Source organism: Cupriavidus consociatus (assembly GCF_017814975.1).
GTDB lineage: Bacteria > Pseudomonadota > Gammaproteobacteria > Burkholderiales > Burkholderiaceae > Cupriavidus > Cupriavidus consociatus.
Window position 1 is genome coordinate 292,631 of sequence record NZ_JAGIQA010000002.1, and the last position, 20,349, is coordinate 312,979.

Annotated in this window: 22 protein-coding genes; 12 read left to right on the top strand and 10 right to left on the bottom strand. The window is 65.2% G+C overall.

The genetic code is table 11. The features are described 5' to 3' along the window. Positions 1-6: 6 nt before the first annotated feature. Positions 7-1,464: an FAD-binding oxidoreductase gene (locus J8I82_RS04495; RefSeq protein ID WP_209754776.1), complete on the top strand. Its 1,458-nt coding sequence runs from the start codon at positions 7-9 to the stop codon at positions 1,462-1,464. A 50-nt stretch (positions 1,465-1,514) separates the two neighbouring features. On the opposite strand, the gene ycaC is transcribed toward J8I82_RS04495, so the two are convergent. Together ycaC and J8I82_RS04505 are read right to left on the bottom strand one after the other, a co-directional pair. Further along, the gene (gene ycaC / locus J8I82_RS04500; RefSeq protein ID WP_209754779.1) at positions 1,515-2,141 is read right to left on the bottom strand and encodes an isochorismate family cysteine hydrolase YcaC; all 627 of its coding nucleotides are present in this window, start codon (positions 2,139-2,141) and stop codon (positions 1,515-1,517) included. 93 nt (positions 2,142-2,234) lie between these two features. Next, complete coding sequence (locus tag J8I82_RS04505) at positions 2,235-2,912, bottom strand: isochorismatase family protein (protein ID WP_209754781.1); 678 nt, start codon at positions 2,910-2,912, stop codon at positions 2,235-2,237. 157 nt (positions 2,913-3,069) lie between these two features. Between J8I82_RS04505 and J8I82_RS04510 the strand changes: the two genes are divergently transcribed. From J8I82_RS04510 to J8I82_RS04525, 4 genes are all read left to right on the top strand, one after another. Further along, positions 3,070-3,978 carry a LysR family transcriptional regulator gene (locus J8I82_RS04510; protein ID WP_209754783.1) on the top strand — a complete coding sequence of 303 codons (909 nt, stop codon included), beginning with the start codon at positions 3,070-3,072 and terminating at the stop codon, positions 3,976-3,978. Between the two features lie 418 nt (positions 3,979-4,396). Continuing rightward, on the top strand, positions 4,397-4,654 hold the full coding sequence (locus J8I82_RS04515; RefSeq protein ID WP_209754785.1) for an isochorismatase: 258 nt from the start codon (positions 4,397-4,399) through the stop codon (positions 4,652-4,654). Between the two features lie 73 nt (positions 4,655-4,727). Next, entirely contained in the window at positions 4,728-4,949 is a 222-nt protein-coding gene (infA, locus tag J8I82_RS04520; RefSeq protein WP_133094266.1) for a translation initiation factor IF-1, read from the top strand. Positions 4,950-5,031: 82 nt separating this feature from the next. Then, complete coding sequence (locus J8I82_RS04525; protein ID WP_209754787.1) at positions 5,032-5,286, top strand: translation initiation factor 1; 255 nt, start codon at positions 5,032-5,034, stop codon at positions 5,284-5,286. Between the two features lie 70 nt (positions 5,287-5,356). Here J8I82_RS04525 and J8I82_RS04530 read toward each other — a convergent pair whose 3' ends face one another. The 3 genes from J8I82_RS04530 to J8I82_RS04540 form a co-directional block, all read right to left on the bottom strand. Next, positions 5,357-5,731: a hypothetical protein gene (locus J8I82_RS04530; protein ID WP_209754789.1), complete on the bottom strand. Its 375-nt coding sequence runs from the start codon at positions 5,729-5,731 to the stop codon at positions 5,357-5,359. 84 nt (positions 5,732-5,815) lie between these two features. Then, positions 5,816-6,103 carry a hypothetical protein gene (locus J8I82_RS04535; RefSeq protein ID WP_209754791.1) on the bottom strand — a complete coding sequence of 96 codons (288 nt, stop codon included), beginning with the start codon at positions 6,101-6,103 and terminating at the stop codon, positions 5,816-5,818. 230 nt (positions 6,104-6,333) lie between these two features. Beyond that, positions 6,334-7,074 (bottom strand): FadR/GntR family transcriptional regulator, encoded by a 741-nt coding sequence (locus J8I82_RS04540; protein ID WP_209754792.1) that lies wholly within the window; start codon positions 7,072-7,074, stop codon positions 6,334-6,336. A gap of 260 nt (positions 7,075-7,334) precedes the next feature. Between J8I82_RS04540 and uxuA the strand changes: the two genes are divergently transcribed. Together uxuA and J8I82_RS04550 are read left to right on the top strand one after the other, a co-directional pair. Continuing rightward, a complete protein-coding gene (gene uxuA / locus J8I82_RS04545; RefSeq protein WP_209754794.1) occupies positions 7,335-8,375 on the top strand; it encodes a mannonate dehydratase in 1,041 nt (346 codons plus the stop codon). A gap of 47 nt (positions 8,376-8,422) precedes the next feature. Further along, entirely contained in the window at positions 8,423-9,442 is a 1,020-nt protein-coding gene (locus J8I82_RS04550; protein WP_209754796.1) for a Bug family tripartite tricarboxylate transporter substrate binding protein, read from the top strand. A gap of 127 nt (positions 9,443-9,569) precedes the next feature. Here J8I82_RS04550 and J8I82_RS04555 read toward each other — a convergent pair whose 3' ends face one another. Both J8I82_RS04555 and J8I82_RS04560 read right to left on the bottom strand, forming a co-directional pair. Continuing rightward, on the bottom strand, positions 9,570-10,847 hold the full coding sequence (locus J8I82_RS04555) for a hypothetical protein (protein WP_209754798.1): 1,278 nt from the start codon (positions 10,845-10,847) through the stop codon (positions 9,570-9,572). A 902-nt stretch (positions 10,848-11,749) separates the two neighbouring features. Next, on the bottom strand, positions 11,750-12,757 hold the full coding sequence (locus J8I82_RS04560) for an AraC family transcriptional regulator (RefSeq protein WP_245179390.1): 1,008 nt from the start codon (positions 12,755-12,757) through the stop codon (positions 11,750-11,752). Positions 12,758-13,033: 276 nt separating this feature from the next. Between J8I82_RS04560 and J8I82_RS04565 the strand changes: the two genes are divergently transcribed. From J8I82_RS04565 to J8I82_RS04585, 5 genes are all read left to right on the top strand, one after another. Beyond that, a complete protein-coding gene (locus J8I82_RS04565) occupies positions 13,034-13,378 on the top strand; it encodes a hypothetical protein (protein ID WP_209754800.1) in 345 nt (114 codons plus the stop codon). Further along, positions 13,368-14,027 carry a Dabb family protein gene (locus J8I82_RS04570; protein ID WP_209754802.1) on the top strand — a complete coding sequence of 220 codons (660 nt, stop codon included), beginning with the start codon at positions 13,368-13,370 and terminating at the stop codon, positions 14,025-14,027. Before J8I82_RS04565 ends, J8I82_RS04570 begins: the two co-directional genes overlap by 11 nt. After that, positions 14,024-14,902 carry an SDR family NAD(P)-dependent oxidoreductase gene (locus J8I82_RS04575; protein WP_209754804.1) on the top strand — a complete coding sequence of 293 codons (879 nt, stop codon included), beginning with the start codon at positions 14,024-14,026 and terminating at the stop codon, positions 14,900-14,902. Before J8I82_RS04570 ends, J8I82_RS04575 begins: the two co-directional genes overlap by 4 nt. A gap of 16 nt (positions 14,903-14,918) precedes the next feature. Next, positions 14,919-15,902 carry an NADP-dependent oxidoreductase gene (locus J8I82_RS04580; RefSeq protein WP_209754806.1) on the top strand — a complete coding sequence of 328 codons (984 nt, stop codon included), beginning with the start codon at positions 14,919-14,921 and terminating at the stop codon, positions 15,900-15,902. A gap of 78 nt (positions 15,903-15,980) precedes the next feature. Continuing rightward, positions 15,981-17,363, top strand: a complete 1,383-nt coding sequence (locus tag J8I82_RS04585) for a DUF1329 domain-containing protein (protein ID WP_209754808.1) — start codon at positions 15,981-15,983, stop codon at positions 17,361-17,363. Positions 17,364-17,391: 28 nt separating this feature from the next. Here the strand turns inward: J8I82_RS04585 and J8I82_RS04590 are convergent, their stop codons facing one another. The 3 genes from J8I82_RS04590 to J8I82_RS04600 form a co-directional block, all read right to left on the bottom strand. Then, on the bottom strand, positions 17,392-18,678 hold the full coding sequence (locus tag J8I82_RS04590; RefSeq protein ID WP_209754809.1) for an MFS transporter: 1,287 nt from the start codon (positions 18,676-18,678) through the stop codon (positions 17,392-17,394). Positions 18,679-19,032: 354 nt separating this feature from the next. Further along, a complete protein-coding gene (locus J8I82_RS04595; protein ID WP_209754811.1) occupies positions 19,033-19,530 on the bottom strand; it encodes a hypothetical protein in 498 nt (165 codons plus the stop codon). Between the two features lie 206 nt (positions 19,531-19,736). Further along, complete coding sequence (locus J8I82_RS04600) at positions 19,737-20,198, bottom strand: fumarate hydratase (protein WP_209754813.1); 462 nt, start codon at positions 20,196-20,198, stop codon at positions 19,737-19,739. Between the last annotated feature and the right edge of the window lie 151 nt (positions 20,199-20,349).

A 20,349-nucleotide genomic window follows, 5' to 3' on the forward strand; every position in this document is an offset into this window, starting at 1 on the left:
GACACCATGGTCTCCCTGCTTGAAGCTACCACCGACGTCGCCACTGACGTCCTCGCCGCAGTCCCCGCAGCGGCGCCACGCCGTTCGCCGTCGCCCGCGCTGCTCGCCCTGCTCGAACAGAAATTCGGCGAGCGCTTTTCGCGCAGCGCCGCGGTGCTGCTGCAGCACGGCACCGACGAGTCCGCCTATCCGCCGGCGCCGCCCGATGCCGTGGTCTTCGTCACCGGCACCGACGAAGTCGCGTTCGTGGTGCAGGCCTGCGCGCGCGAGCGCGTGCCGGTGATCGCATTCGGTGCGGGCTCGTCGGTCGAAGGGCACCTGCTGGCGATCCAGGGCGGCGTCTGCATCGACTTCACGCAGATGAACGCGGTGCTGGCGATCCGGCCGGAAGACATGACCGCGACCGTGCAGGCCGGCGTCACGCGCAGCCAGCTCAATGCCGCGCTGGCCGACAGCGGCTTCTTCTTCTCGGTCGATCCGGGCGCGGATGCCACCATCGGCGGCATGGCGGCGACCGCGGCCTCGGGCACCAACACGGTCCGCTACGGCACCATGCGCGACAACGTGCGCAGCCTGACCGTGGTGACTGCCGGCGGCGAGGTGCTGCGCACCGCGTCTGACGCGCGCAAGTCATCGGCGGGCTACAACCTGACGCAGCTCTACTGCGGCTCCGAAGGGACACTGGGGCTGATCACCGAGGCCACGGTGCGGCTGCATCCGCGGCCCGAAATCACCGCCGCGGCGATCGTGCATTTCCCGAGCGTGCGCGCCGCGGTCGACTGCGTCATCCAGGCAGTGCAGGCCGGCGTGTCGCTGGCTCGCGCGGAGATGCTGGATGCGCTGACGATCCGCGCCATCAATGCGCACAGCCAGCTGTCGATGGCCGAGCAGCCGACGCTGTGCCTGGAATTCGGCGGCGGCCAGGCGCAGGTCGACGAGCAGGCGGAATGGGTGCGGGAAATCGCGGCGGAATGCGGCGGCGGCGAATTCCAGTGGGCCACGCGGCAGGAAGACCGTTCGCGCCTGTGGACGCCGCGCCATCATGCCTACTTCGCCGTGCTGCAGCTGCGCGCGGGCAGCCGTTGCCTGACAACCGATGCCTGCGTACCGATCTCCGCGCTGGCGGAATGCATCGAGGAAACCGAGGCCGACATCGCCGCGCATGGCCTGCTGGCACCGGTGTTCGGCCATGTGGGCGACGGCAATTTCCATTGCCTGGTGCTGGTCGATCCGGACGATCGTGCCGAAGTGGAAGCGGCCGAGGCGTTCAGCCAGCGGCTGGTGCGGCGCGCGCTGCGCCATGGCGGCACCTCCACCGGCGAGCACGGTGTGGGACTGCACAAGATCGGCTACCTGCTGGAGGAGCACGGCGAGGCCGCGGTCGCCGTGATGCGGTCGATCAAGCGCGCGCTCGACCCGCTCGATATCCTCAATCCGGGCAAGGTGATCGCGGCCCGCGCCTGAAGGCTGCGCCAGCGTGCCGCCCTGACGCGAGACAGGGCGGTGCGAAGCGCTTACTTGCCGCCCTTCACCGTCGTATAGGCGGTGATCAGATTGCGGTAGTCGGGGATATGGTTCGAGAACAGCGTGCCCAGCCCTTCGATGTCGTTGCGCCAGTCGCGGTGCAGCTCGCATGCCACGCCGAACCACGTCATCAGTTGCGCGCCAGCCTCTGACATGCGGCGCCACGCGGAATCGCGCGTGATTTCGTTGAAGGTGCCGGAGGCATCGGTCACGACAAAGACCTCGAAGCCTTCCTCGATCGCCGACAGCGCCGGGAAGGCCACGCAGACTTCGGTGACCACGCCCGCGATCAGCAACTGCTTCTTGCCGGTGGCGCGCACCGCCGCGACAAAGTCTTCGTTGTCCCAGGCATTGATCTGGCCCGGCCGCGGGATGAACGGCGCATCGGGGAACATCTGCTTCAGCTCGGGCACCAGCGGACCGTTGGGACCGTCTTCGAAGCTGGTGGTCAGGATGGTCGGCAGCTTGAAGTACCTGGCCAGGTCGGCCAATGCCAGCACGTTGTTCTTGAACTTGTCGGGTTCGATATCCCGGACCAGCGACAGCAGGCCGGCCTGGTGGTCGACCATCAGGACGGCAGCCTGGTTCTTGTCCAGGCGCTTGTAGGGCTTGCTCATGGCGTACTCCTGTAAAAACAAAAACGGGCACGGCCGGAGAATTGCCCACCGGCCGTTCCCAGGGGTGAAAAGCCGTCCTCCTAGGGGACGATGTCAGCGCCGGGAGTCCAGCACCTCGTGCTTCTTTTCGACTTCCTGCGCCTTCATGTAGCTCTCGATCAGCAACTGGTAGGCGGGGAAGATCCTGGTATAGACCTCGGCCCATTGCTGCGCGTCCGGGCGGTTCCAGCTCTGCTGCAGCTCGGAGGCGACCGCGGCGGTATCCATCGGCACCACGCCGGCCTGGACGATGCGCGCCAGCGTGATCTCCTGCGCCATCTTGGAGTAGGTGCCGGAGGCATCGACCACGGCGAACACCTTGTAGCCGTCGGCGACCGCGCTGATCGACGGGAACGCCATGCAGACGCTGGTGATGGTGCCGGCAATGATCAGCGTCTTCTTGCCGGTTTCCTTCACCGCGGCAACGAAGTCGGGGTTGTCCCACGCGTTGATCTCGCCCTTGCGCGCGACATATCTGGCATGCGGGGCGTTCTCGTGGATCTCTGGAATCAACGGGCCGTTGGGCCCCTGCGGCACCGAGGCCGTGGTGATGACGGGCAGCTTGCACAGCGTTGCCATCCTGGCCAGCGCGGCGGCGCGCAGGCGCAGCTCGGGCATCGGCATGTCGCCCACGGTCTGGAACAGGCCGCTCTGGTGGTCGATCAGCAACATCGCCGTATCGGCGGGATCGATGACGGGGCGCTTGCCGTTGAAATTGGCGGGGGTGGTCATCTCGCTTTCTCCTTGCACAGTGGACGAGGCTGCGGTGGCCGTGGCGCCAACGCCGCGGAACCAACCGTGTGGCAAAAGCATAGGTCTTGGCAGGTGGACCCGGTAGGCTCGAAAATCTGCTCTCAGCGTCCTACTGGCAGGACGACAGGAGCCCGCGTTGCATCCAGACCTCAACGACCTGTACTACTTTGCGCAGGTAGTCGACCACCAGGGCTTTGCGCCGGCGGGGCGCGTGCTTGGGATCCCCAAGTCCAAGCTGAGCCGGCGCGTGGCCATGCTGGAAGAGCGGCTGGGCGTGCGCCTGATCCAGCGCTCGACGCGACGCTTTTCCGTGACCGAACTGGGGCAGACCTACTACGCGCACTGTAAGGCAATGCTGGTCGAGGCGGAGGCCGCCGAGAGCGTGATCGAGCGCACCCGCGCCGAACCCAGCGGCCTGGTGCGCATGACTTGCCCGGTGGCGCTGCTGCATACCCGCGTGGGCGAAATGATCGCGGATTTCATGGCCGCCAACCCGAAGGTCACCGTGCATCTGGAGGCCACCAACCGCCGCGTGGACGTGGTCGCCGAAGGCGTGGATCTGGCCATCCGCGTGCGCGTGCCGCCGCTGGACGACAGCGACCTGGTGATGCGCGTGCTGGCCGAGCGTGCATGGTGCATCGTGGCCAGCCCCAGGCTGGTGGAGAGCCTGCCCTCGCTGTTCACGCCGGCCGACCTGAACACGCTGCCGACGCTGGACCTGGGTCCGCCGCGTCCCACGCATGTGTGGGCGCTGCATGGTCCCGACGGCGCCAGCGCCGAGCTGCACCACAAGCCCCGCCTGGTCACCGACGACATGATCATGCTGCGCGCCGCCGCGGTCGCCGGCGCCGGGCTGGTGCAGCTGCCGCTGATGATGGTCAGCGACGAGCTGCGCGAGGGCCGCCTGGCCAGGGTGCTGCCCGGCTGGTCGATCAAGGGCGGCGTGATCCACGCGGTGTTTCCGTCGCGGCGGGGACTGCTTCCGTCAGTGCGCGAGCTGATCGATTTCCTGTCGCAGCGCTTCGCGCAGATCAGCGAAACCTGAGCGTCTGGCGGGGCCCGCACCGAGTGCGCTGTCCGGCATGCGGGAAGGGTCCGCGCCGGAAGTGGTATCATTCGGGTTCCTTCGCACGGATCGGCAACGCCCGACGCCAGTGCAATCCGCCGCAGGACCAATCCCAAAAGAAGTACATCGGCGGTGGCCGGGCCCGATCCCGGCATTCCCTGGGCGGCAACGCCCCTTACCCTATCCGACCGGCGGCACGTCCGCTCCGCAACCATCGCGCCGCTCCCAGCGCACCGGCTGCGCAGGCATGGTCCACTTCCCGCCAGACTCCTGCCTGCGCCGTGCGCGGGCCCCGACGCTGGCCTACAGCAACGGCGAACGGTCGCCAATCTGCGCCGCCTGCATCGGACCGATGCACCGCGCCGCCCGCGGCCGCGCCCCTTGAAGCGATAACACATTGAAGCCAAGCAACTACTACAACCAGAGCCTCGACCATCGACACAGCCACGACCCGTACACCGTTTCGGTCTATCCGATCCAGCAGGAACCCGGCCTCTGGTTCGCGACCTACATGATTGCCGAATACCGCAACGGCGCCGAGCGCATCGTCGCCAACGTGGCCCTGCGCCACGACACGCACCGCTCCGAAGCCCGTGCCCGCCAGGCCGCGCGACGTGCCGGGGAACGCGCCGCGGCGCGGCTGCGCCTGCGGTAACCACCGATCTCCCGGCCCACAGGCCGTCACAACAGCGTGCGCCATCCCGGCGCCGCTCTCGCAAGGAGCCGCTTTGGCAAAAGAAGAACTGGTGGAATTTGGCGGCAAGGTATCCGAGGTCCTGCCGGACAACCGCTTCCGCGTCGTGCTGGAAAACGGGTTCGAGGTCTGGGCCTATTCGTCCGGCCGCCTGAAGAAGAACCGCATTCGCGTACTGGCCGGGGACCGCGTCACGCTGGAAATGTCGCCGTACGACCTGACCAAGGGACGCATCAACTATCGACACAAGTCGTAGGCCGCGTCTTTCGCCATGGCATGCGCCGCACCGACGCATGCCATCCCGCAACACGTCATTTCATCGCACAGGAGAACCGACCATGTCGACCATCGAAGAATGGGAAGCCCTGCACCTGACGCCGGAAGGCTGGCAGGCAGGCACTTACCGGCACGCACCGTGGCAGGAGGTACAGATCGCGCCGCCGACCGCCGGCGTACTGACGGTCAGGCGCCATGTGACCGCGACCTATTGCGGCCCGTCGCGCGCGGTGGAGGACCGTACCCCCGAAATCGCCGACATGGCGCTGATCGAAGCACTGCTGGAGCGCCACGGCGCCCCGGTATTCAAGATCTGACCGAAGTCCCGCCGCGCTGCCGCGTGCCGGCACGAACGGCCTGGGGGCGCGCGCCCCTTTGAGCGCCGCCTCAGCCCACCACGCGTACATGCGGCCGTCCGGTCCGGACGCCGCTGCCAACCGGCCTCAGCTCGCCGTCCCACGGCACGGCGCCGAGGTCCAGCACATAGTCGCCCTCGCGCGCCTTGTCATGCAGATTGTCGCGCACCACCTGGCCGATGGCCAGCCGGCACAGCGCTTCGCCGCTGGTGCCAAGCTGGTCCGGCAATGCATCGGCTTCGGCCAGCACGGCAAAGGCGCGCCGCCCGGCCCCGACAAAGCTGGTGAAGAGCACGCCGGTGGGCCGCTGCGCATCGATGAAGCAGACCGCGACGTGGTAGGTGATGCCCTTGCCCTCGCCGGGCAACGTGCACAGAAAACCGGATGATCCCGAACGCATGTCCATGAACGAATTCCCTGCTGGCTGACGGAGCTGTCGCGCACGCTGGCGCCAGGCGGCATCGAGCCGCGTTGATGGGGAGAGTTATTGCTATCGCACCGTGACCAGCGACACCCCCGGCACCGTGCCGTTGATGATGTCCTCGGCATAGCGCAGTGCGCCGCGGCGCGCGCCGCCCACATTGTCCCAGGGCGTGGCATCCAGGCGGAACGTGCGCGCCTGCTCGCTTTCGGGCGATTCGCCGGCCAGGCAGATCACCACGGCCGCATCGAACGAGCGGTCGGGCCTGGGCTCCGGCCAAACCCGCGCGGCCGCATGCCTGAACACCAGGGGATAGACGTCATATCCCTTGTAAGTCGCAGCTGGATAAACATCCATGACAGCCTCCGCGGGTTGGTGGTGTGCCCCTCACTCTACGCCTGTTGCAGCATCAAGAGTGGCTTTATTTCTGTTTTGTCCGTCCTTGGACGTGTAGCGCATGATCGGAAAGCCGGCCTGTGCGAGCGTCACCGCATCGGGTGGGGAGTCGAAAAAAGGGGGCCGGCGTTTAATGCGGCGCGGCTTTGCGCAGCGCTGCACTGGATTTCATAGGTTCACGGACTTGTCCGTCAACGCCACGCCTGGGTGAACTCGCTGATTACCCTCTCCAGGTGGGTGCGCATTGCCGCCCGCGCCGCCGTCCCGTCGCGGCCCATCACCGCCGCGAAGATCCGCTGATGGTCTTCCTGCGATGCCAGCCGCAGCCCGGTGGTATGGAAGTGGTCCTCGATCTTGCCCCACAGGGGGTCGCTGCGCCCGCTGTCCCATAGTGCGGTGACCATATGCAACAGGACCCTGTTGCCGGTCGATTCGGCAAGGCACAGGTGGAACTGGCGGTCCGCCGCCTCGTTGGCCTGCTTGTCGTCCATGTGCTCGCGCATGAGGCTCAGGGCCGAGAACATGCGGTCAAGGTCGCTGTCCTTGCGTTCGCTGGCTGCCAGGCCGGCGACTTCCGATTCGATCAACACCCTGGCGCGCAGCGTTTCGATAGGCCCCGGCCTCCAGGTCAGTTCGAACGGCTCGGGACCGGGCGCTGGCGTCTGCGCGCAGACGTAGATCCCCGAGCCGCCGCGCACTTCGACCAGGCCCTGGACCTCCAGCGCGATGATCGCCTCGCGCACCAGGGTACGGCTGACGCTGAACCGCTCGGCCAGGGTGCGTTCGGACGGCAGCCGCATGCCAGCGGAGAACTCTCCGGATGCGATCAGCGCGTGCACCTGGCTGGCGAGGCCCAGGTAGGACCGGTCGCTGGCGGCAGGTGGGTGATCGACTGCAGGAGGTGTTGCAAGTTCGCTGGTGGAATGTCGCATCGCAGGAAGGCGGAGGCGGCCCAGCGTCATCACCGGTAGACCACCTGCCACAAAGACGTACCGCTTGACGGCACAGCCCCGGGTTTCGGCTGGATCGGCCGCCGCCAGCAGTTCGCACGTGGCATGGCCGGGCGGTGCCTGATATATCCCATGGTAAACCATGACGGCAAAACTGGGCAACCGATTCATAATTGGTGAACCACGAAACCTGTTCTGGTTGACCACATACTCAGGCGTCCGCCCCGAAGGAAGCTCCACCCATGAAAATGTCGTTCCGCTGGTTTGGCACGTCCGACCCGATCCCGCTCGAATACATCCGGCAGGTTCCGGGCATGACCCATATCGTCTCGGCCATCTACGACGAACCCGTCGGCGAGGTATGGCCGCTGGACAAGATCCTGACGCTCAAAGCCACCATCGAGGCGGCGGGCTTGCGGTTCACGGTGGTGGAGTCGGTCCCCGTCCATGAGGACATCAAGCTCGGCAAGCCGACGCGCGACCAGTTGATCGCCAATTACCAGCAGAACATCAGGAACCTGGCCGCCGCGGGCATCGAAGTCATCTGCTACAACTTCATGCCGGTGTTCGACTGGACCCGTACGGAACTGGCGAAAAAACTCGATGACGGCTCGACCTGCCTGGCCTTCAGCACCCGGGAGGTCGAGCAGATCGACGTCAGCCAGGGCATCGCCCTGCCCGGCTGGGATTCCAGCTACCAGCCAGGGGAGCTGCAGTCGCTGCTGGCCGAATACCGCGGCATCGACGAAGCCAGGCTCTGGGAGCATCTGGAGTATTTCCTGCGCGCGGTCATTCCCGTGGCGCAGGAGTGCGGAATCAAGATGGCCATCCATCCGGACGATCCGCCGCGCCCCATCTTCGGACTGCCGCGCATCGTCAAGAACCGCGACGACCTGGCACGCATCCTCGGCATCGTCGACACGCCGGCAAACGGCCTGACGCTGTGCTCGGGCTCGCTTGGCGCGGGCCCACAGAACAACGTCGAGGCGCTGGTGCGCGAGTTCGGCGGCATGGGACGCATCCATTTCGCCCATATCCGCAACGTCAAGATCACTCCCGAAGGGGACTTCGAGGAAACCGCCCACCTGTCGAGCTGCGGATCACTGGATATCGCAGCGATCGTCAAGGCGTACCACGACGTCGGCTTTCAGGGCTATTTCCGCCCCGACCACGGCCGCATGATCTGGGGCGAGACGGGCAAGCCGGGATACGGCCTCTATGACCGGGCACTCGGTGCGGTCTATATCAACGGGATGTGGGAAGCGATGGAAAAGATGGCCTGAAGCGCCATGGGGCTGCGGCCCTGTCAAAACATAAAGGGAGACCTGTCATGACAATCACCAAGAAATCGCCCGTGAACTCGCGCCGTTCAGCGCTGATCCTGGGCATCGCTGCGCTCGGTCTTGGCGCGCTGACGGCGACTGCCGCCTGGGCGCAGACCAGCTGGCCGACCAAGCCGGTAACCCTGCTGGTCGGCTTCCCCCCCGGCGGCCAGACCGACTTCGCCGGACGTGCGCTGCTTAACGGCCTGCAGAGTTCGCTCGGCCAGCCGTTCGTCATCGACAACAAGGCCGGCGTGAACGGCAATATCGCCTCCATAGAGGTAATGCGCGCGGCGCCGGACGGCAACAAGCTGCTGGTAGGCAACGGCTCGATGACGATCATGCCGCACGTCTACACCAAGCTCGGCATCGTCGACCCGCAGAAGCTGACGCCGATCGGCGTGCTGCTGCAATCTCCGCTGGTCCTCGTGGTGCCTGCCAGTTCGCCCATCAAGACCTACGCTCAGTTCGTCGAGGAGGTGAAGGCGCGGGACAAGTCGGGCAAGACCGTCGACTATGGCTCGGGCGGCACCGGCGCGCTGCCGCATGTCACGATGGAGCTGCTGCGCGAGCGCATGGGCGGCCCGAAGATGAACCATGTGCCTTACAAGGGCAGCAGCCCGGCGATGGTCGACCTGATGGCCGGACGCCTGGATGCGATGTTCGATGCGACCTCGGTGGTCGCGCCCTTCATCAAGTCTGGCCAGCTGCGCCCGCTGATGGTCACCGGACCCAAGCGCGTGGCCATGATTCCGGATGTGCCGACGGCCACCGAGAGCGGCATCAAGGACTTCACCATCATCTCGTTCATCGGCTTGTACGGGCCGCCGGGCCTGAGCCCTGACATCGTCAAGAAGGCCAACGGCGCGCTGAATACGGCGCTGAAGGACCCGGCCGTCGTCAAGAGCATCGTCGACCGCGGCGACGAGCCCGGCGGCGGCACGCCGGAGCAGCTCGCAACCCTGACCCGCACTCACTACAAGATGTGGGGCGATGTGGTGAAGGCAAACAACATTACGGCTGACTAAGCCAGCACGGCCGCTGGTTGCGGCCGCATGACTGTCAAGAGCGGCCAAGAGTTGGAGAGACAGGCGACCTCCACGTGGCCGGGCAAATCAGCCTGCCCGGCCACGGGACGCGCCTTATCCAGCCAGCTTACTTGACGCACGCGAGGTTGACGGCAAGCCCGCCCCATTCGGTGGCCTGGTTGTTGTCCACCTGGACCTGCAGCTTGTCATTGTGGAGAATGGTTCCGGAGGCCAGCTCACTGTTGCAGTTCTGCAGACCGTTGGTCACCTTGCAGCTCAGGCTGCCGACCTCCGCCAGGCTCACCGCAGCGCCCGCTCCTGTCACCTTGTACACCGAGATGTCCAGCGATCCGCGCACCTTGCCGAGCGTGCTTGCAGTCAGCTTGACCTGGCTGCAGTCGTAGGGAATCACGACACCGAAATCCGACGGCAAAGGCACCGCACCACCCGAGCCGGTCATGGCATAGTGGCCGCGGCTGAGCGTATCCGGCACGTTGAAGTTGCCGTTGTAGACGGTCCCTGTGGTCATCGTCACGCCGGAAGTTGGCCACTTGCCGTCCTGCTTCGGCCCATACAGCGTCGAAGTCGAGGTATCGAAATAGAAGTCGCCATCGACACCGAGGCTGTCGGCCGGCGCACCGCTGCCGTACAGGATGTGACCGCCATTGCCGACGGTGCCCCCACCTGTACCGCCAGTCCCGCCCGTGCCACCCGTGCCACCGGACTGGCCGGCCAGCGAAACCCCCTGCGGCCACTGGTCATTGGCCTTGGGCCCGTACAGCGTCCAGGTGCTGGTATCAAGGTAGTAGTCGCCATTGTTTCCGACGCTGTTGTCCGGAGCGCCCGCGCCCGTCAGGACGGTGCCGCCACCAGGTCCCGACGAGCCGCCGCCGGCACCCAACGGGACGCCCGGCGGCCAGGTGCCATCCGCCTTGGGCCCGAACAGCGTCGAGGTGGTGGTGTTGATGTAGTAGTCGCCGTTGTTGCCGACGCCGTCGGTCGGATCGCCCGAGCCGGACAGGATGGTGCTACCGGCCAGGCCCGTATTGCCGCCGCTGCCGGTGTTGCCCTGGGAGCCGGTCCCGCCCGCCGGCCCTGCGATCGACACCCCTGCTGGCCAAACGCCGTTTGCCTTGGGCCCGAAGAGCATCCAGGTCGAAGTATTGAGGTAGAAGTCCCCGTCCTTGCCGATATCGGGACCCGGATCACTGGTCCCGGACAGCATGGCGGAGGCATCTGTCGTTGTGGTTGTCGTGGACGTGGCCGGTTCTGTGTTGCCTGGCGCGGTCGCGGCGGACGTGGCACTGGCAGGCGCCGAGTCACCGCCGCCTCCCCCGCAACCTGCGACTGTGACGATCAGACAGGCAAGCGGCACGGCGGCCAGCCTCATGTGGATGCGTTTCATGGATAACCCCCTTTTTCCCGGCTTCTTGTAGCCACGTTGAAATACGATGGCTTGCGCTAGCGCCAACGATGCGTTCAATCTAGATGGCGGAATTGGAAAGAAAAATCGCCCCTATGGACGAGCGTTTGGGGTATGCGGCACGACGCCTGCAGGGCAATCGGAATTCGTCAGGACTGGGTCGGAAAAGGATGCCCGGATGCACGATAGCCCGATGCACGGGCCACGTCGACGGGAGCTTGCGAATTCCGCAAAGCCTTTATCCGTAAGGCTTTGCGGACCATGGAGGCCACTGTTGCGGGCTCAGGCGCACGCCCCGGGCAGCAGCAATCCGATCTCAAGAAAGCGGAGCATTTCCGCGCGAAACCGCGAAAGCATGAGCGTCAGATGACTCCGCCGAAAGGATGCTTAGAAAATGAAACATCGGGGCCATCAAAGCGCCGCCTCTTTTGCTATGCGCCTGCTCCCGCAGAGATGACAACGGTCCGCAGCCACAATGCAAGCGTTCAAGGCGCCAGCCGCTGCGGCTGCGCCCCGGACCAGCACTCCTCCGCAACCAGCGCCGTTTCCGGGCGCCACGTCGCTGCCAGAGCCGGTGATGAATGCCGATGGCCGGGCCCGGCTGGCTGACGCAGGATGCCTGATGTTGTCAGGCACTGAGGGCCGGCAGTGATGGCCAGCCGAAGCACACGGCCCGGCAGCTGTTTCAAAGTCGAATCAGCCTGTATTGCCCGGTCTGAACGATGGGAGCGGGTGTGGCAAGTGCAACCCGTGCGGGCAGCACGAGCCGCCTCCAGACAGCCTTGTTCAGGGGCATCGGTCGCCAGCCGCGGCGCGTTGTCGGGCGCCGGCAGCGCGCCGCTTCTTGCGGTGGCTTCCACAGCGCTGCACGAACTCCCTGCGCCTCACCCCCTGCTTTCCCGCCTGAACCACGTCGGCGCATGCCCGGTCCAGCGCTGAAACGCCCGGCGAAACGCTTCCTCGCTGGCAAAGCCAAGCTGCTCCGCGATCCTGCCGATCGGCCAGTTGGTCGTACCCAGGCATTGTTCGGCGTACTCCTGCAGGCTGCGCTCGCGCAGTATCCGGTAACTGCTGCCGTCGGCAGCGAGGCGGCGGCGCAGCGTCGGTTCGCTCACATCAAAGCGTACCGCCAGTTCAGCGAGCGTCGGCAGCCGCGCGCCGTGTACCAGCGCGGCATGCAGGATGCCGCGCACCTGCTGGCTCAGAGATACGACCTCGACCGGCGCACCGATCAGCCGGTAAGGAAAGTCTTCCAGGAAGGCATCGAGCTCCGCTGCCTGGCGCACGACCGGCCGGTCGAGCAACACCGCATCGAATTCAAACCCGTAGGTCTGGGCGCCGGACGTCACAGCGGCATGGAACAAGCCAAGGAAAGGCATGGCGTCCTCGCGCCGGGGATGTGCCAGGTAGACGTGGGTCGGCCGTACCGGCTGGCCAATCAGCCAGCCGAACAGGAGCATGTAGAAAAAGAGCCCGGTCAGGTCCACCAGGCAGGCCGCGGAGCTCTTGGCACGCCGCAGTGAATCCATCAGGAACCTCGCCCGGCCTTCGCTTTGCACGAGGCTGAGCGAACCGGCGCGCGGGTACAGCATTGCGCAGAAGTCGGCCGCGCAGGCAATCGCCTCCCTTAGCGTCTGGCTGCTCAACACGCAACGGCACAGCAAGTCCACTTCCTGCTTGCGCATGGGAGGGTGGCCGTTGCCTTTGGCGACCAGGGCTTCCAGCTGCTCGATCGCGGCGCGATAAAGCGTGGTGAACTGCGCGGGCGGCGCATGCGCGGATGCGCCGGCGGCAGGCGGCACCTCGACACCCTGCCGCTTCAGTTCGTCCAGCAAACGCTGCACCATGCCGTGCGGAACAGGCACGGGATTCCCCGCAATGTAGGCATTCATGGTTGCTCGTCCTGATTGCTTCGGTAGCGATTGTTGATCGTCCGGGTAGGGATGGCGTGCGGCCGGACCTCACATAATCATCCCGGCACTTCCACCCGCGCCGCAAATTGCGCACGGCTCTTTGCGCACGGCTCTCGGGCCATGGAGGTTGCCATGCCTTGAACGCCATGCCCATACGGGACAACCCATGAACGTGCATTCCGATCGCCACTCGCCGACGCCGTCGCCGACATCGCAGCGTTGCTGCACCCTGCCCGCACCGCGCGAGACACAGCCATGATCCACATACTCGATGAAATCGTGCTCCCGCCCGGGCATCTGCCCACCGTGCTGGACCTGCTGGAAAGCCAGTACCTGCCCGGCGCCGCCGCGAGGGGCCTGGCGCTGCTGGAGCGCTGGGTTTCGCCACCCGTCGCGCTGGAAGATGCACCCAATACGTTGTGGCTGCTGTGGCAAGTGGCGGATGCGCCGGCCTACTACACCATGCGCGCCAGCATCGACGCCCCGGCCCTCGCCTTCTGGTCAACAGTCAACACGCTGTGTGATACCCGCCGCCGCCATGTGATGGCCGATGCGACACATGGCCTGTCCCGGCGCGAGGAGCAATGCAATGCGGCATGAGACAGCGCAGATAAGGATTCACTCCGGCCTCTGCACGGGGACGCGTACACAGGAGCAGGCACTGCTTGCCAGGATCGAAACCCTGCCAGGCCTGCGCCAGGTTGCGATCGGCCGGAACCTGGCGGGAAGCTGGGGAGCCGGGGACTACACGCTCGACCTGCAATTCGACCCGATGCCAGCCTGCCCGCCCCCGCACGACGCCGGCCTGGCTGCCGCGCTGAACGGCATGGCCGAGGTGGATCGCGTCGCCTATAGCCCGATCTCGGTCGGACTGCGGGCCCCTCGTTTGCGCCAGGGAATCTGGCGCACGCTGATGTTCCGGGTCCGGTCCGAAGCACCAGACTGGCAGGTCCGCGGCCTTGAGCAGGACCTGCTGCGCATGCCTGATTACATGCCCGGCATCCTCAACTGGCGGCTCGCCCGCGTCTTGTCGCCCAACACATGGACCCACGTCTGGCAGCAGGAGTTCGCCAGCGCGGAAGACCTTCTGGGCGAATACCTGATGCATCCCTTCCATTGGGGCCGAGTCGACCGATGGTTCGACCCCGAGTTTCCCGAATGGACAGTCCAGGCGATCTCCCATGCCTTCTGCCCGCTCGCAACCAGCCTGATTGCCAACCACAACCGCAGCGAGGAATACGCGCCATGACCGCACACGGGAAACTGACGGGAAAGATTGCGCTGGTGACCGGCGCCAGCCGCGGCATCGGCCGCGCCATCGCGCAGCGCTTCGCGGCGGAGGGTGCGCTGGTGGTTGTCACGGCCCGCCGCGCAGGCCATTCAGAGGACGAGCCCGAGACGCTGGCCGAGACAGTTGGCCAGATCAGGCGACAAGGGGGCCAGGCCATGGCACTGGCGGCGGACCTGGAGGATCCCGCGCAACGCGACAACCTCGTGGCACTGGCAGCAAGCGCAGCGGGCGGTCTCGATATCCTGGTCAACAATGCCGGCATGGCGGAATACAGCCGCGTCGAGTCGATGCCGCTGGAAGTCTTCGACAAGACGGTCGAGCACTACCTGCGCATTCCCTTCATGCTCAGCCGTGCGGCGATCCCGCTGATGCGCACACGCGGCGCGGGATGGATCCTGAACCTGGGCTCGGTCACCGCGCTGCCGCCCTCACGCCCGTATTCAGACTTTGACCGCGCCGGCGGTGTCACGGCGTATGCCGCGGTCAAGGCTGCGATCAACCGATTCACCGAAGGCCTCGCCGCGGAACTGGAGCCTGACAATATCGCGGTCAACTCCGTAGCCCCGAGCACGGCGATCCGCACGCCCGGCAGCGAGCGCTATATCCCCGACGGCTATCCAACCGAGCCGGTGGAGTACCTGGTGGAAACGGCGCTTGCACTCTGCAGCGTTCCAGCCCGCCTGCGCACCGGCCACATCGCCCATAGCCTGCACTTCCCCCTGGCGCACGGGCTCAACGTCCGCACGCTCGATGGCCAGGGCACCCTGCCCCCGCCCGAGATCCCGCCGTGGGCACACCCGGGCTTGAACCACGATGCACTGTCCGCGAGGTAAACCGATGGAGAAAAGCATGCGCGCTGTCGTCATTGACCGTACCGGCGGACCCGACGTACTCAGGCTTGCGGACGTCCCGAGGCCGGAACCCGCTCCCGGCGAAATCCTGATCCGCGTCGCTTGCGCCGGCGTGAATCCAGCGGACTGGAAATGCCGCGAAGGCTATCTGAGTCGCTTCATGCCATACCGCTTCCCGTTCGTGATCGGCTTCGATGCCAGCGGCGTCGTGGCAGCCATGGGCACTGGCGTCAAGGATTTCGTCCCGGGCCAGCGCGTGTTCGCGCAAACCGAGGTTGGCGCAGGCAAATGGGGCGCCTATGCCGAGTACGTTTCAGTCTCCCGGGATTGCGTGGTCCCGATCCCCGACAACCTGGGATTTGCCGAAGCCGCCGCCGTCCCGACGCCGGCGCTGGCGGCCTGGACGGGACTCTTCGACGAAGGCGGCCTCAGGCCTGGTCAGACGGTGCTGGTGCATGGCGGTGCCGGTGCGGTGGGCACGTTCGCTGTGCAACTGGCAACGGCAGCCGGCGCAACGGTCGCTGCCACCTGCAGTGCCGCTCGCCGCGACGAACTGATGGCGCTCGGCTGCGGCCTTGCAATCGACTACCGCGGCGACATCGCTGCCGCCATGCAGGCGTGGGCGCCGGCTGGCGTCGACCTGGTCCTGGACGCCGTTGGCTGCGGCACCCTGCCGAACGGCATGGACCTGCTCAGGCCCGGCGGCATCCTTGTCGCCATCCTGACACTCGTCAATGGCGACAACGGGCCCGATCCGGCCGAAGCCGCGCGGCGCGGCCTGCGCACCGCCGTGGCGTACAGCAAGATGCCCAGCGGCGCGCGGCTGCGCGAGATCGCGTCGCTGATCGCAAGCGAGCGCTTGCAGCCGCCTCGCATCGAAAGCCTGCCGCTGGAACAGGCGGGACGCGCACTCGACCTGGTCCAGTCGGGCAAGGCGCCAGGCAAGCTGGTGCTGCGTATCGCCGAGCCGCCCAATACCTGATCGCAGACGGCCCCAAGCCAGCCCGTCTTCCCGAAGCTGGCGCACGGCCAACACACCATCGAAACCGGAGGAGACACAATGAAGAGCAAGGCCTTGCTGCTGGGCACGATTGCCGGTGCGGTACTAGCCGCCTCGCAACTGAACGCACCTTCCCTTGCCGCGATGACGCCCGACGAAGTCAGGCGGCTGGACGGCCCGCTCACGCCCATGGGTGCCGAGCGGTCGGCCAACAAGGACGGCAGCATCCCCGCGTGGAGCGGAAAATGGCAGTCAGCGCCCGCGGGCCTGAATTTCAGGCCGGGCGATGCCTATCCTGATCCCTACGCTTCGGAACCACCGCTGGCGACGATCACTGCCCAGAACATGGACCAGTACCGTGCTCACCTGAGCGACGGGCAGCTCGCCATGTTCAAGCTGTACCCGACGACATACAGGATGGCGATCTATCCGAGTCATCGCGATTTCCGCTATGGCGATGCCGTCTACAAGGCGATCCAGCACCACGCCCCCCGAACGCAGCTGACGGCGGATGCGAACGGCCTCAAGGACTATCCGCCCACCGCGCCGTTTCCTGTCCCCAGGAGCGGGCTGGAGCTGATGTGGAATCTTCGCTTTTCTTCGGCCATTGCCGAAGAGTCGGCCGTCTACGACCAGGCGGTCGTGTATCGCGACGGCAAGATCGCATGGGGCAAGTGGAAATATGACATCTGGTCACCGGTCAACGGCACCGCATTTGAAAAAGGCTCGCCGCTGATCAACCGGACCTTCGCCCGCGTGGAAACCGAACTGCCTTTGCGCGAACGCGGCAATATCATCGTCTCTCACAATTTTTGGGATCGCGAAGGTTCGGATACGGCCAGAACCTGGCAATACAATCCCGGCACGCGCCGGGTGCGGCAGGCACCCGAGTTCGGCTTCGACCAGCCGCTGGGTCCGGGCGGCTTCCGTACGGTGGACGACGATCGCCTGTTCAATGGCTCTGGCGAACGCTACGACTGGAAGATTGTCGGCAAGCGGGAGATCTACATTCCCTACCACAACTACAAGCTGGTCGATCCCGGCGCCAAGTATGCCGAGCTGCTGGGCCCCAACCATGCGGCCCCGGAGCTGATCCGATACGAACTGCACCGCGTCTGGGTGCTCGAAGCCAGGCTGAAGCAAGGGTTCCGGCATCAGTACGCGAAGCGTGTCCTGTACCTGGATGAAGACACCTGGATGGCAGTGCTTGCCGACAACTACGATGCCCGCGGCCAGCTGTGGCGTACCAATATGCAATCGTCGCTTTACGCCTACGATGTGCGGCGCTATTACCCGGCGGTGGCGTTCTACCACGACCTCACTGCCGGGTCCTATCTGGCGGACCGGCTGACCAATGAAGGGAAGCCGGTGCGCCTGAACGGCAGCCCCCAGTTTGGCGAAGCGTATTTTTCCCCGGATTCGATCCGGGGGGCGGGACATTGACACCCTTCCGCTAATCCATGCGTTGCGGCTAGCCGTTGACGTCGGCCGCAGCCTCCGGATTTGCTTCGCCGTCCCTGGTCCCGATCAATGCTTTCGGCGCCAGCGGGATCAAGGGAAGGATCAGTGCGTACACCACGGTCGTAGCGATCACGCACAGCGTAAAGCCGTGCGCGGCGCCGCTGTGATAGATCCATGAGCCCAACAGATCGCCGGCACGCGCCGAGAGCGCGAGCACACCATCGACCAGCATCATCAAGGTTCCTTGCAGGCCTGGTGGACAGGACCGCATCGCAAGATCGAAGTACGCTGCCGTGGCCAGCCCGCCCATCAGCCCTATCGGTGCCGCCAATACCAGCGCAAGATCCGCCGAGCGAATAAACGCCAGCGGCACCATCTGCGGCACGGCGACGATCGTGCCCCACCACAGCAGCTTGTTCAGCGCTACCTTCTTGCATAGCACGCCATACAGCAAGAATGTCGGGATGAACGCGGCGGCGAAGATCCCGTTGTAGTACGAGTAGACGGAATCCGATGCATGCAGTTCATCGGCCAGGTAGAACTGCAGCGGTGTAGCCGACCCTGGCGCGAAGTTCCACAGAAAGCAGATAAGCAGCGCCGGATAGACGGCCTTATGCTTCACCAGCCGCCTGACATTGCCAACAAAATCCGCGCCCCTGGCCTGGGGCTTCTCGTACGTTTGGCCGAAGACGGAGGCGGGATTCCAGAGCCCGAACACCGCAATCAGTAAAGTGACCAGCGCCACCAGCAAGAAGGCCTCCTGCGGGGCAAGATGATCGGACACGTATCCGGAAGCGAACGCTCCCGCTACGACGGGAACCGAGCTGACCACGTTAGACAGAGCGCTCAGGCGCCCGGACATCAGCTTTTCCTGGCCCACCAGCGCGATCAACCCCTGATAGGCCGCGGCCGTAAATCGGGACGACAGCATTGCCAGCAGCATCCCGACCACCAGTCCCGTGTATGAGATGCCGGCAAACGCCATCCAGATGAATGCCGCCGCGGTGATGGGAGCGAAAATCAGGAAGAAGCCGCGGTCTCGCAATCCCAGCGGATTCCAATGATCGCGCGCGAGTCCAAAGGCAAAGGCAATGTACACCGGTATTCCGGTAACCAGCCGGAATGTCGAAATCTCCGTCGCCGTCGCGTGCAACTGATTCTTGAGCAGGTACGACGCCTGGATATCAATCAGGTAGCCGGCCGGCGTCGCCAGATGGACAAACAGTGTCAGCCAACCGAAATACAGCAGGGTCCGGTGGTTGTCCTCGGGGCCATCGTGATCGGAAGCGGCCGGCATCGTCGGAGGCGAAGCGAAAGACTGGAAATTCGATCCTTGCCAGACTGCCGGCGAGGAGCTGAACTGCTCGCAAAGCCACATCTTCAGGCCGCGTGTCAGCCGGACTCTCCTGATGCGTCTGGGAAAACAGCTCAGCTCCCGGATGGCTTGGAGTCGTCCTTGCCCGCGAGAATAGTGCAATTTTCCTGGCTGCGGGAAGGATGTTGAGAAGTGCCGCCGGCGGCTCAGCCGAGCCGCCGGACTTGCGTTCCTGACTGCGCGCGCCGAAGCAGCCCACGCCGCCTGATCCATCTCAAGGAGAATCCGTCGAGAACATCAATGCCTATGGTGCACGTGCCGCCGCTTGCGTGCGCATCAGCGGATCCTGGCAAACCCATCGGCTGCCCACCGGGCGGCGCTGTCGCGCGTCAGGCGGAAGTCGGGAGGCACCTTGACGGTTGCGATCACTTCACCGAAGGGATCCTCGGCCGTGAGCGTGCCGAAGGGTTCGAATTCATCGGGCGTAACGACAAGCTTGACGGTCAACGTTCCGGAATCGGTGTCGATGCGGCACTGCTTGTTGAGTTGAGCGTGCATTTGCTGCTCATGCCGCCGGATAACTTCCGAGGCAGTCTTGACCAGCGTCTGGTGGGCCGTGGCATCGAGCGGCTTCGGATCGACCTTGTTTCGACCCATGGTCCAGGGACCGACAAGCGCTGGCTCGGCGCAGCCTTCGCGGATCATCTCGACGGCCCAGCCGTCGCCATCCTCGTTCTTGATAATGCGGGCAGTCCAGCCCTTGTCTCGCCAAAGTCTGGGCTCGTGAATTGCAGGGATGTCCTGCGCCAGAGACGAGTCGTCGGTGTGTTGCATAAATCCTGTGCTCGAGGGACTAATAATTCTGTGCCTCGTCAATCATGACCCCGGCGGAATATACGGTAGATCCTGGCCGGCCCTGATTTGCTAAAGCCAGTGGGGTCGATCACGGTTCAGCAGCGCTTCAGGCAGGGCGCGAGCTGTGCGCCCTGTGCTTCCGTCAATCGACCGGCAGGCGAGGTACCATACCAGCCGGGGAAAGATTACGCCGACGCTGCGGGTGCCGCGACGGTCCGAACCACTTTCCTTGCCGGCGTGCGCGTCTTCGTCACGGCTTTCACTGCGGCCTTCTTCGATGCAGCTTTCGGCAAGGTCTTCTTGCCGGCCGCTGCCTTGCTTGGGGCCGCCTTCGTGGCGGCAGCCTTGCCGGTCGCCTTCCTGGCGCCCGCGGCCTTTGCCTTCTTTGCCGCGAGCTTGTCCTTTGCGGCTTGCTTCTCGAAACGGGCTGCGGACCTTGCCGCTTCCGTTGCCTGCGCGACCTCACGCTTTGCCGCTTCGATTGCCTTCTTTGTGTCGGCACGCAGCTTCAGCAAGCGCTTCTTCGCTGCCTGGGCCTCACGTGCGAGCACGCTGGCCTTTTTTGCCGGGACCGCCAGCTTTTTTGCGGCGGGCTTCTTGTTGGTAACTGCGTTCGTCTGCGGCGTTGCTTTGGTTGCTGCGACCATGTTGATTACCCGTTTGTTGTGGAGCGCGGAGTATAACCGCTGCGGCGCGCTTGCCTGGCACCGCTGCGCCGCAACACAACCTTTCCTTGCTTCCTGTGACAAAAGTGTTAATCTTCGACGCTCGGTGTGCGCCCCCAGCGCGTCCTTGCAC

Excerpts from the sequence above, each read along its gene's own strand:
- uxuA (WP_209754794.1), top strand. The coding sequence starts at position 7,335 with ATGAAAATGTCGTTCCGCTGGTTTGGCACGTCCGACCCGATCCCGCTC.
- J8I82_RS04590 (WP_209754809.1), bottom strand. The coding sequence starts at position 18,678 with ATGCCGGCCGCTTCCGATCACGATGGCCCCGAGGACAACCACCGGACC.
- J8I82_RS04535 (WP_209754791.1), bottom strand. The coding sequence starts at position 6,103 with ATGGATGTTTATCCAGCTGCGACTTACAAGGGATATGACGTCTATCCC.
- J8I82_RS04525 (WP_209754787.1), top strand. The coding sequence starts at position 5,032 with ATGTCGACCATCGAAGAATGGGAAGCCCTGCACCTGACGCCGGAAGGC.
- J8I82_RS04595 (WP_209754811.1), bottom strand. The coding sequence starts at position 19,530 with ATGCAACACACCGACGACTCGTCTCTGGCGCAGGACATCCCTGCAATT.
- J8I82_RS04540 (WP_209754792.1), bottom strand. The coding sequence starts at position 7,074 with ATGCGACATTCCACCAGCGAACTTGCAACACCTCCTGCAGTCGATCAC.
- J8I82_RS04555 (WP_209754798.1), bottom strand. The coding sequence starts at position 10,847 with ATGAAACGCATCCACATGAGGCTGGCCGCCGTGCCGCTTGCCTGTCTG.
- J8I82_RS04575 (WP_209754804.1), top strand. The coding sequence starts at position 14,024 with ATGACCGCACACGGGAAACTGACGGGAAAGATTGCGCTGGTGACCGGC.
- J8I82_RS04600 (WP_209754813.1), bottom strand. The coding sequence starts at position 20,198 with ATGGTCGCAGCAACCAAAGCAACGCCGCAGACGAACGCAGTTACCAAC.
- J8I82_RS04505 (WP_209754781.1), bottom strand. The coding sequence starts at position 2,912 with ATGACCACCCCCGCCAATTTCAACGGCAAGCGCCCCGTCATCGATCCC.
- J8I82_RS04570 (WP_209754802.1), top strand. The coding sequence starts at position 13,368 with ATGCGGCATGAGACAGCGCAGATAAGGATTCACTCCGGCCTCTGCACG.
- J8I82_RS04565 (WP_209754800.1), top strand. The coding sequence starts at position 13,034 with ATGATCCACATACTCGATGAAATCGTGCTCCCGCCCGGGCATCTGCCC.
- J8I82_RS04495 (WP_209754776.1), top strand. The coding sequence starts at position 7 with ATGGTCTCCCTGCTTGAAGCTACCACCGACGTCGCCACTGACGTCCTC.
- J8I82_RS04560 (WP_245179390.1), bottom strand. The coding sequence starts at position 12,757 with ATGAATGCCTACATTGCGGGGAATCCCGTGCCTGTTCCGCACGGCATG.
- J8I82_RS04550 (WP_209754796.1), top strand. The coding sequence starts at position 8,423 with ATGACAATCACCAAGAAATCGCCCGTGAACTCGCGCCGTTCAGCGCTG.
- J8I82_RS04530 (WP_209754789.1), bottom strand. The coding sequence starts at position 5,731 with ATGGACATGCGTTCGGGATCATCCGGTTTTCTGTGCACGTTGCCCGGC.
- J8I82_RS04585 (WP_209754808.1), top strand. The coding sequence starts at position 15,981 with ATGAAGAGCAAGGCCTTGCTGCTGGGCACGATTGCCGGTGCGGTACTA.
- J8I82_RS04580 (WP_209754806.1), top strand. The coding sequence starts at position 14,919 with ATGCGCGCTGTCGTCATTGACCGTACCGGCGGACCCGACGTACTCAGG.
- ycaC (WP_209754779.1), bottom strand. The coding sequence starts at position 2,141 with ATGAGCAAGCCCTACAAGCGCCTGGACAAGAACCAGGCTGCCGTCCTG.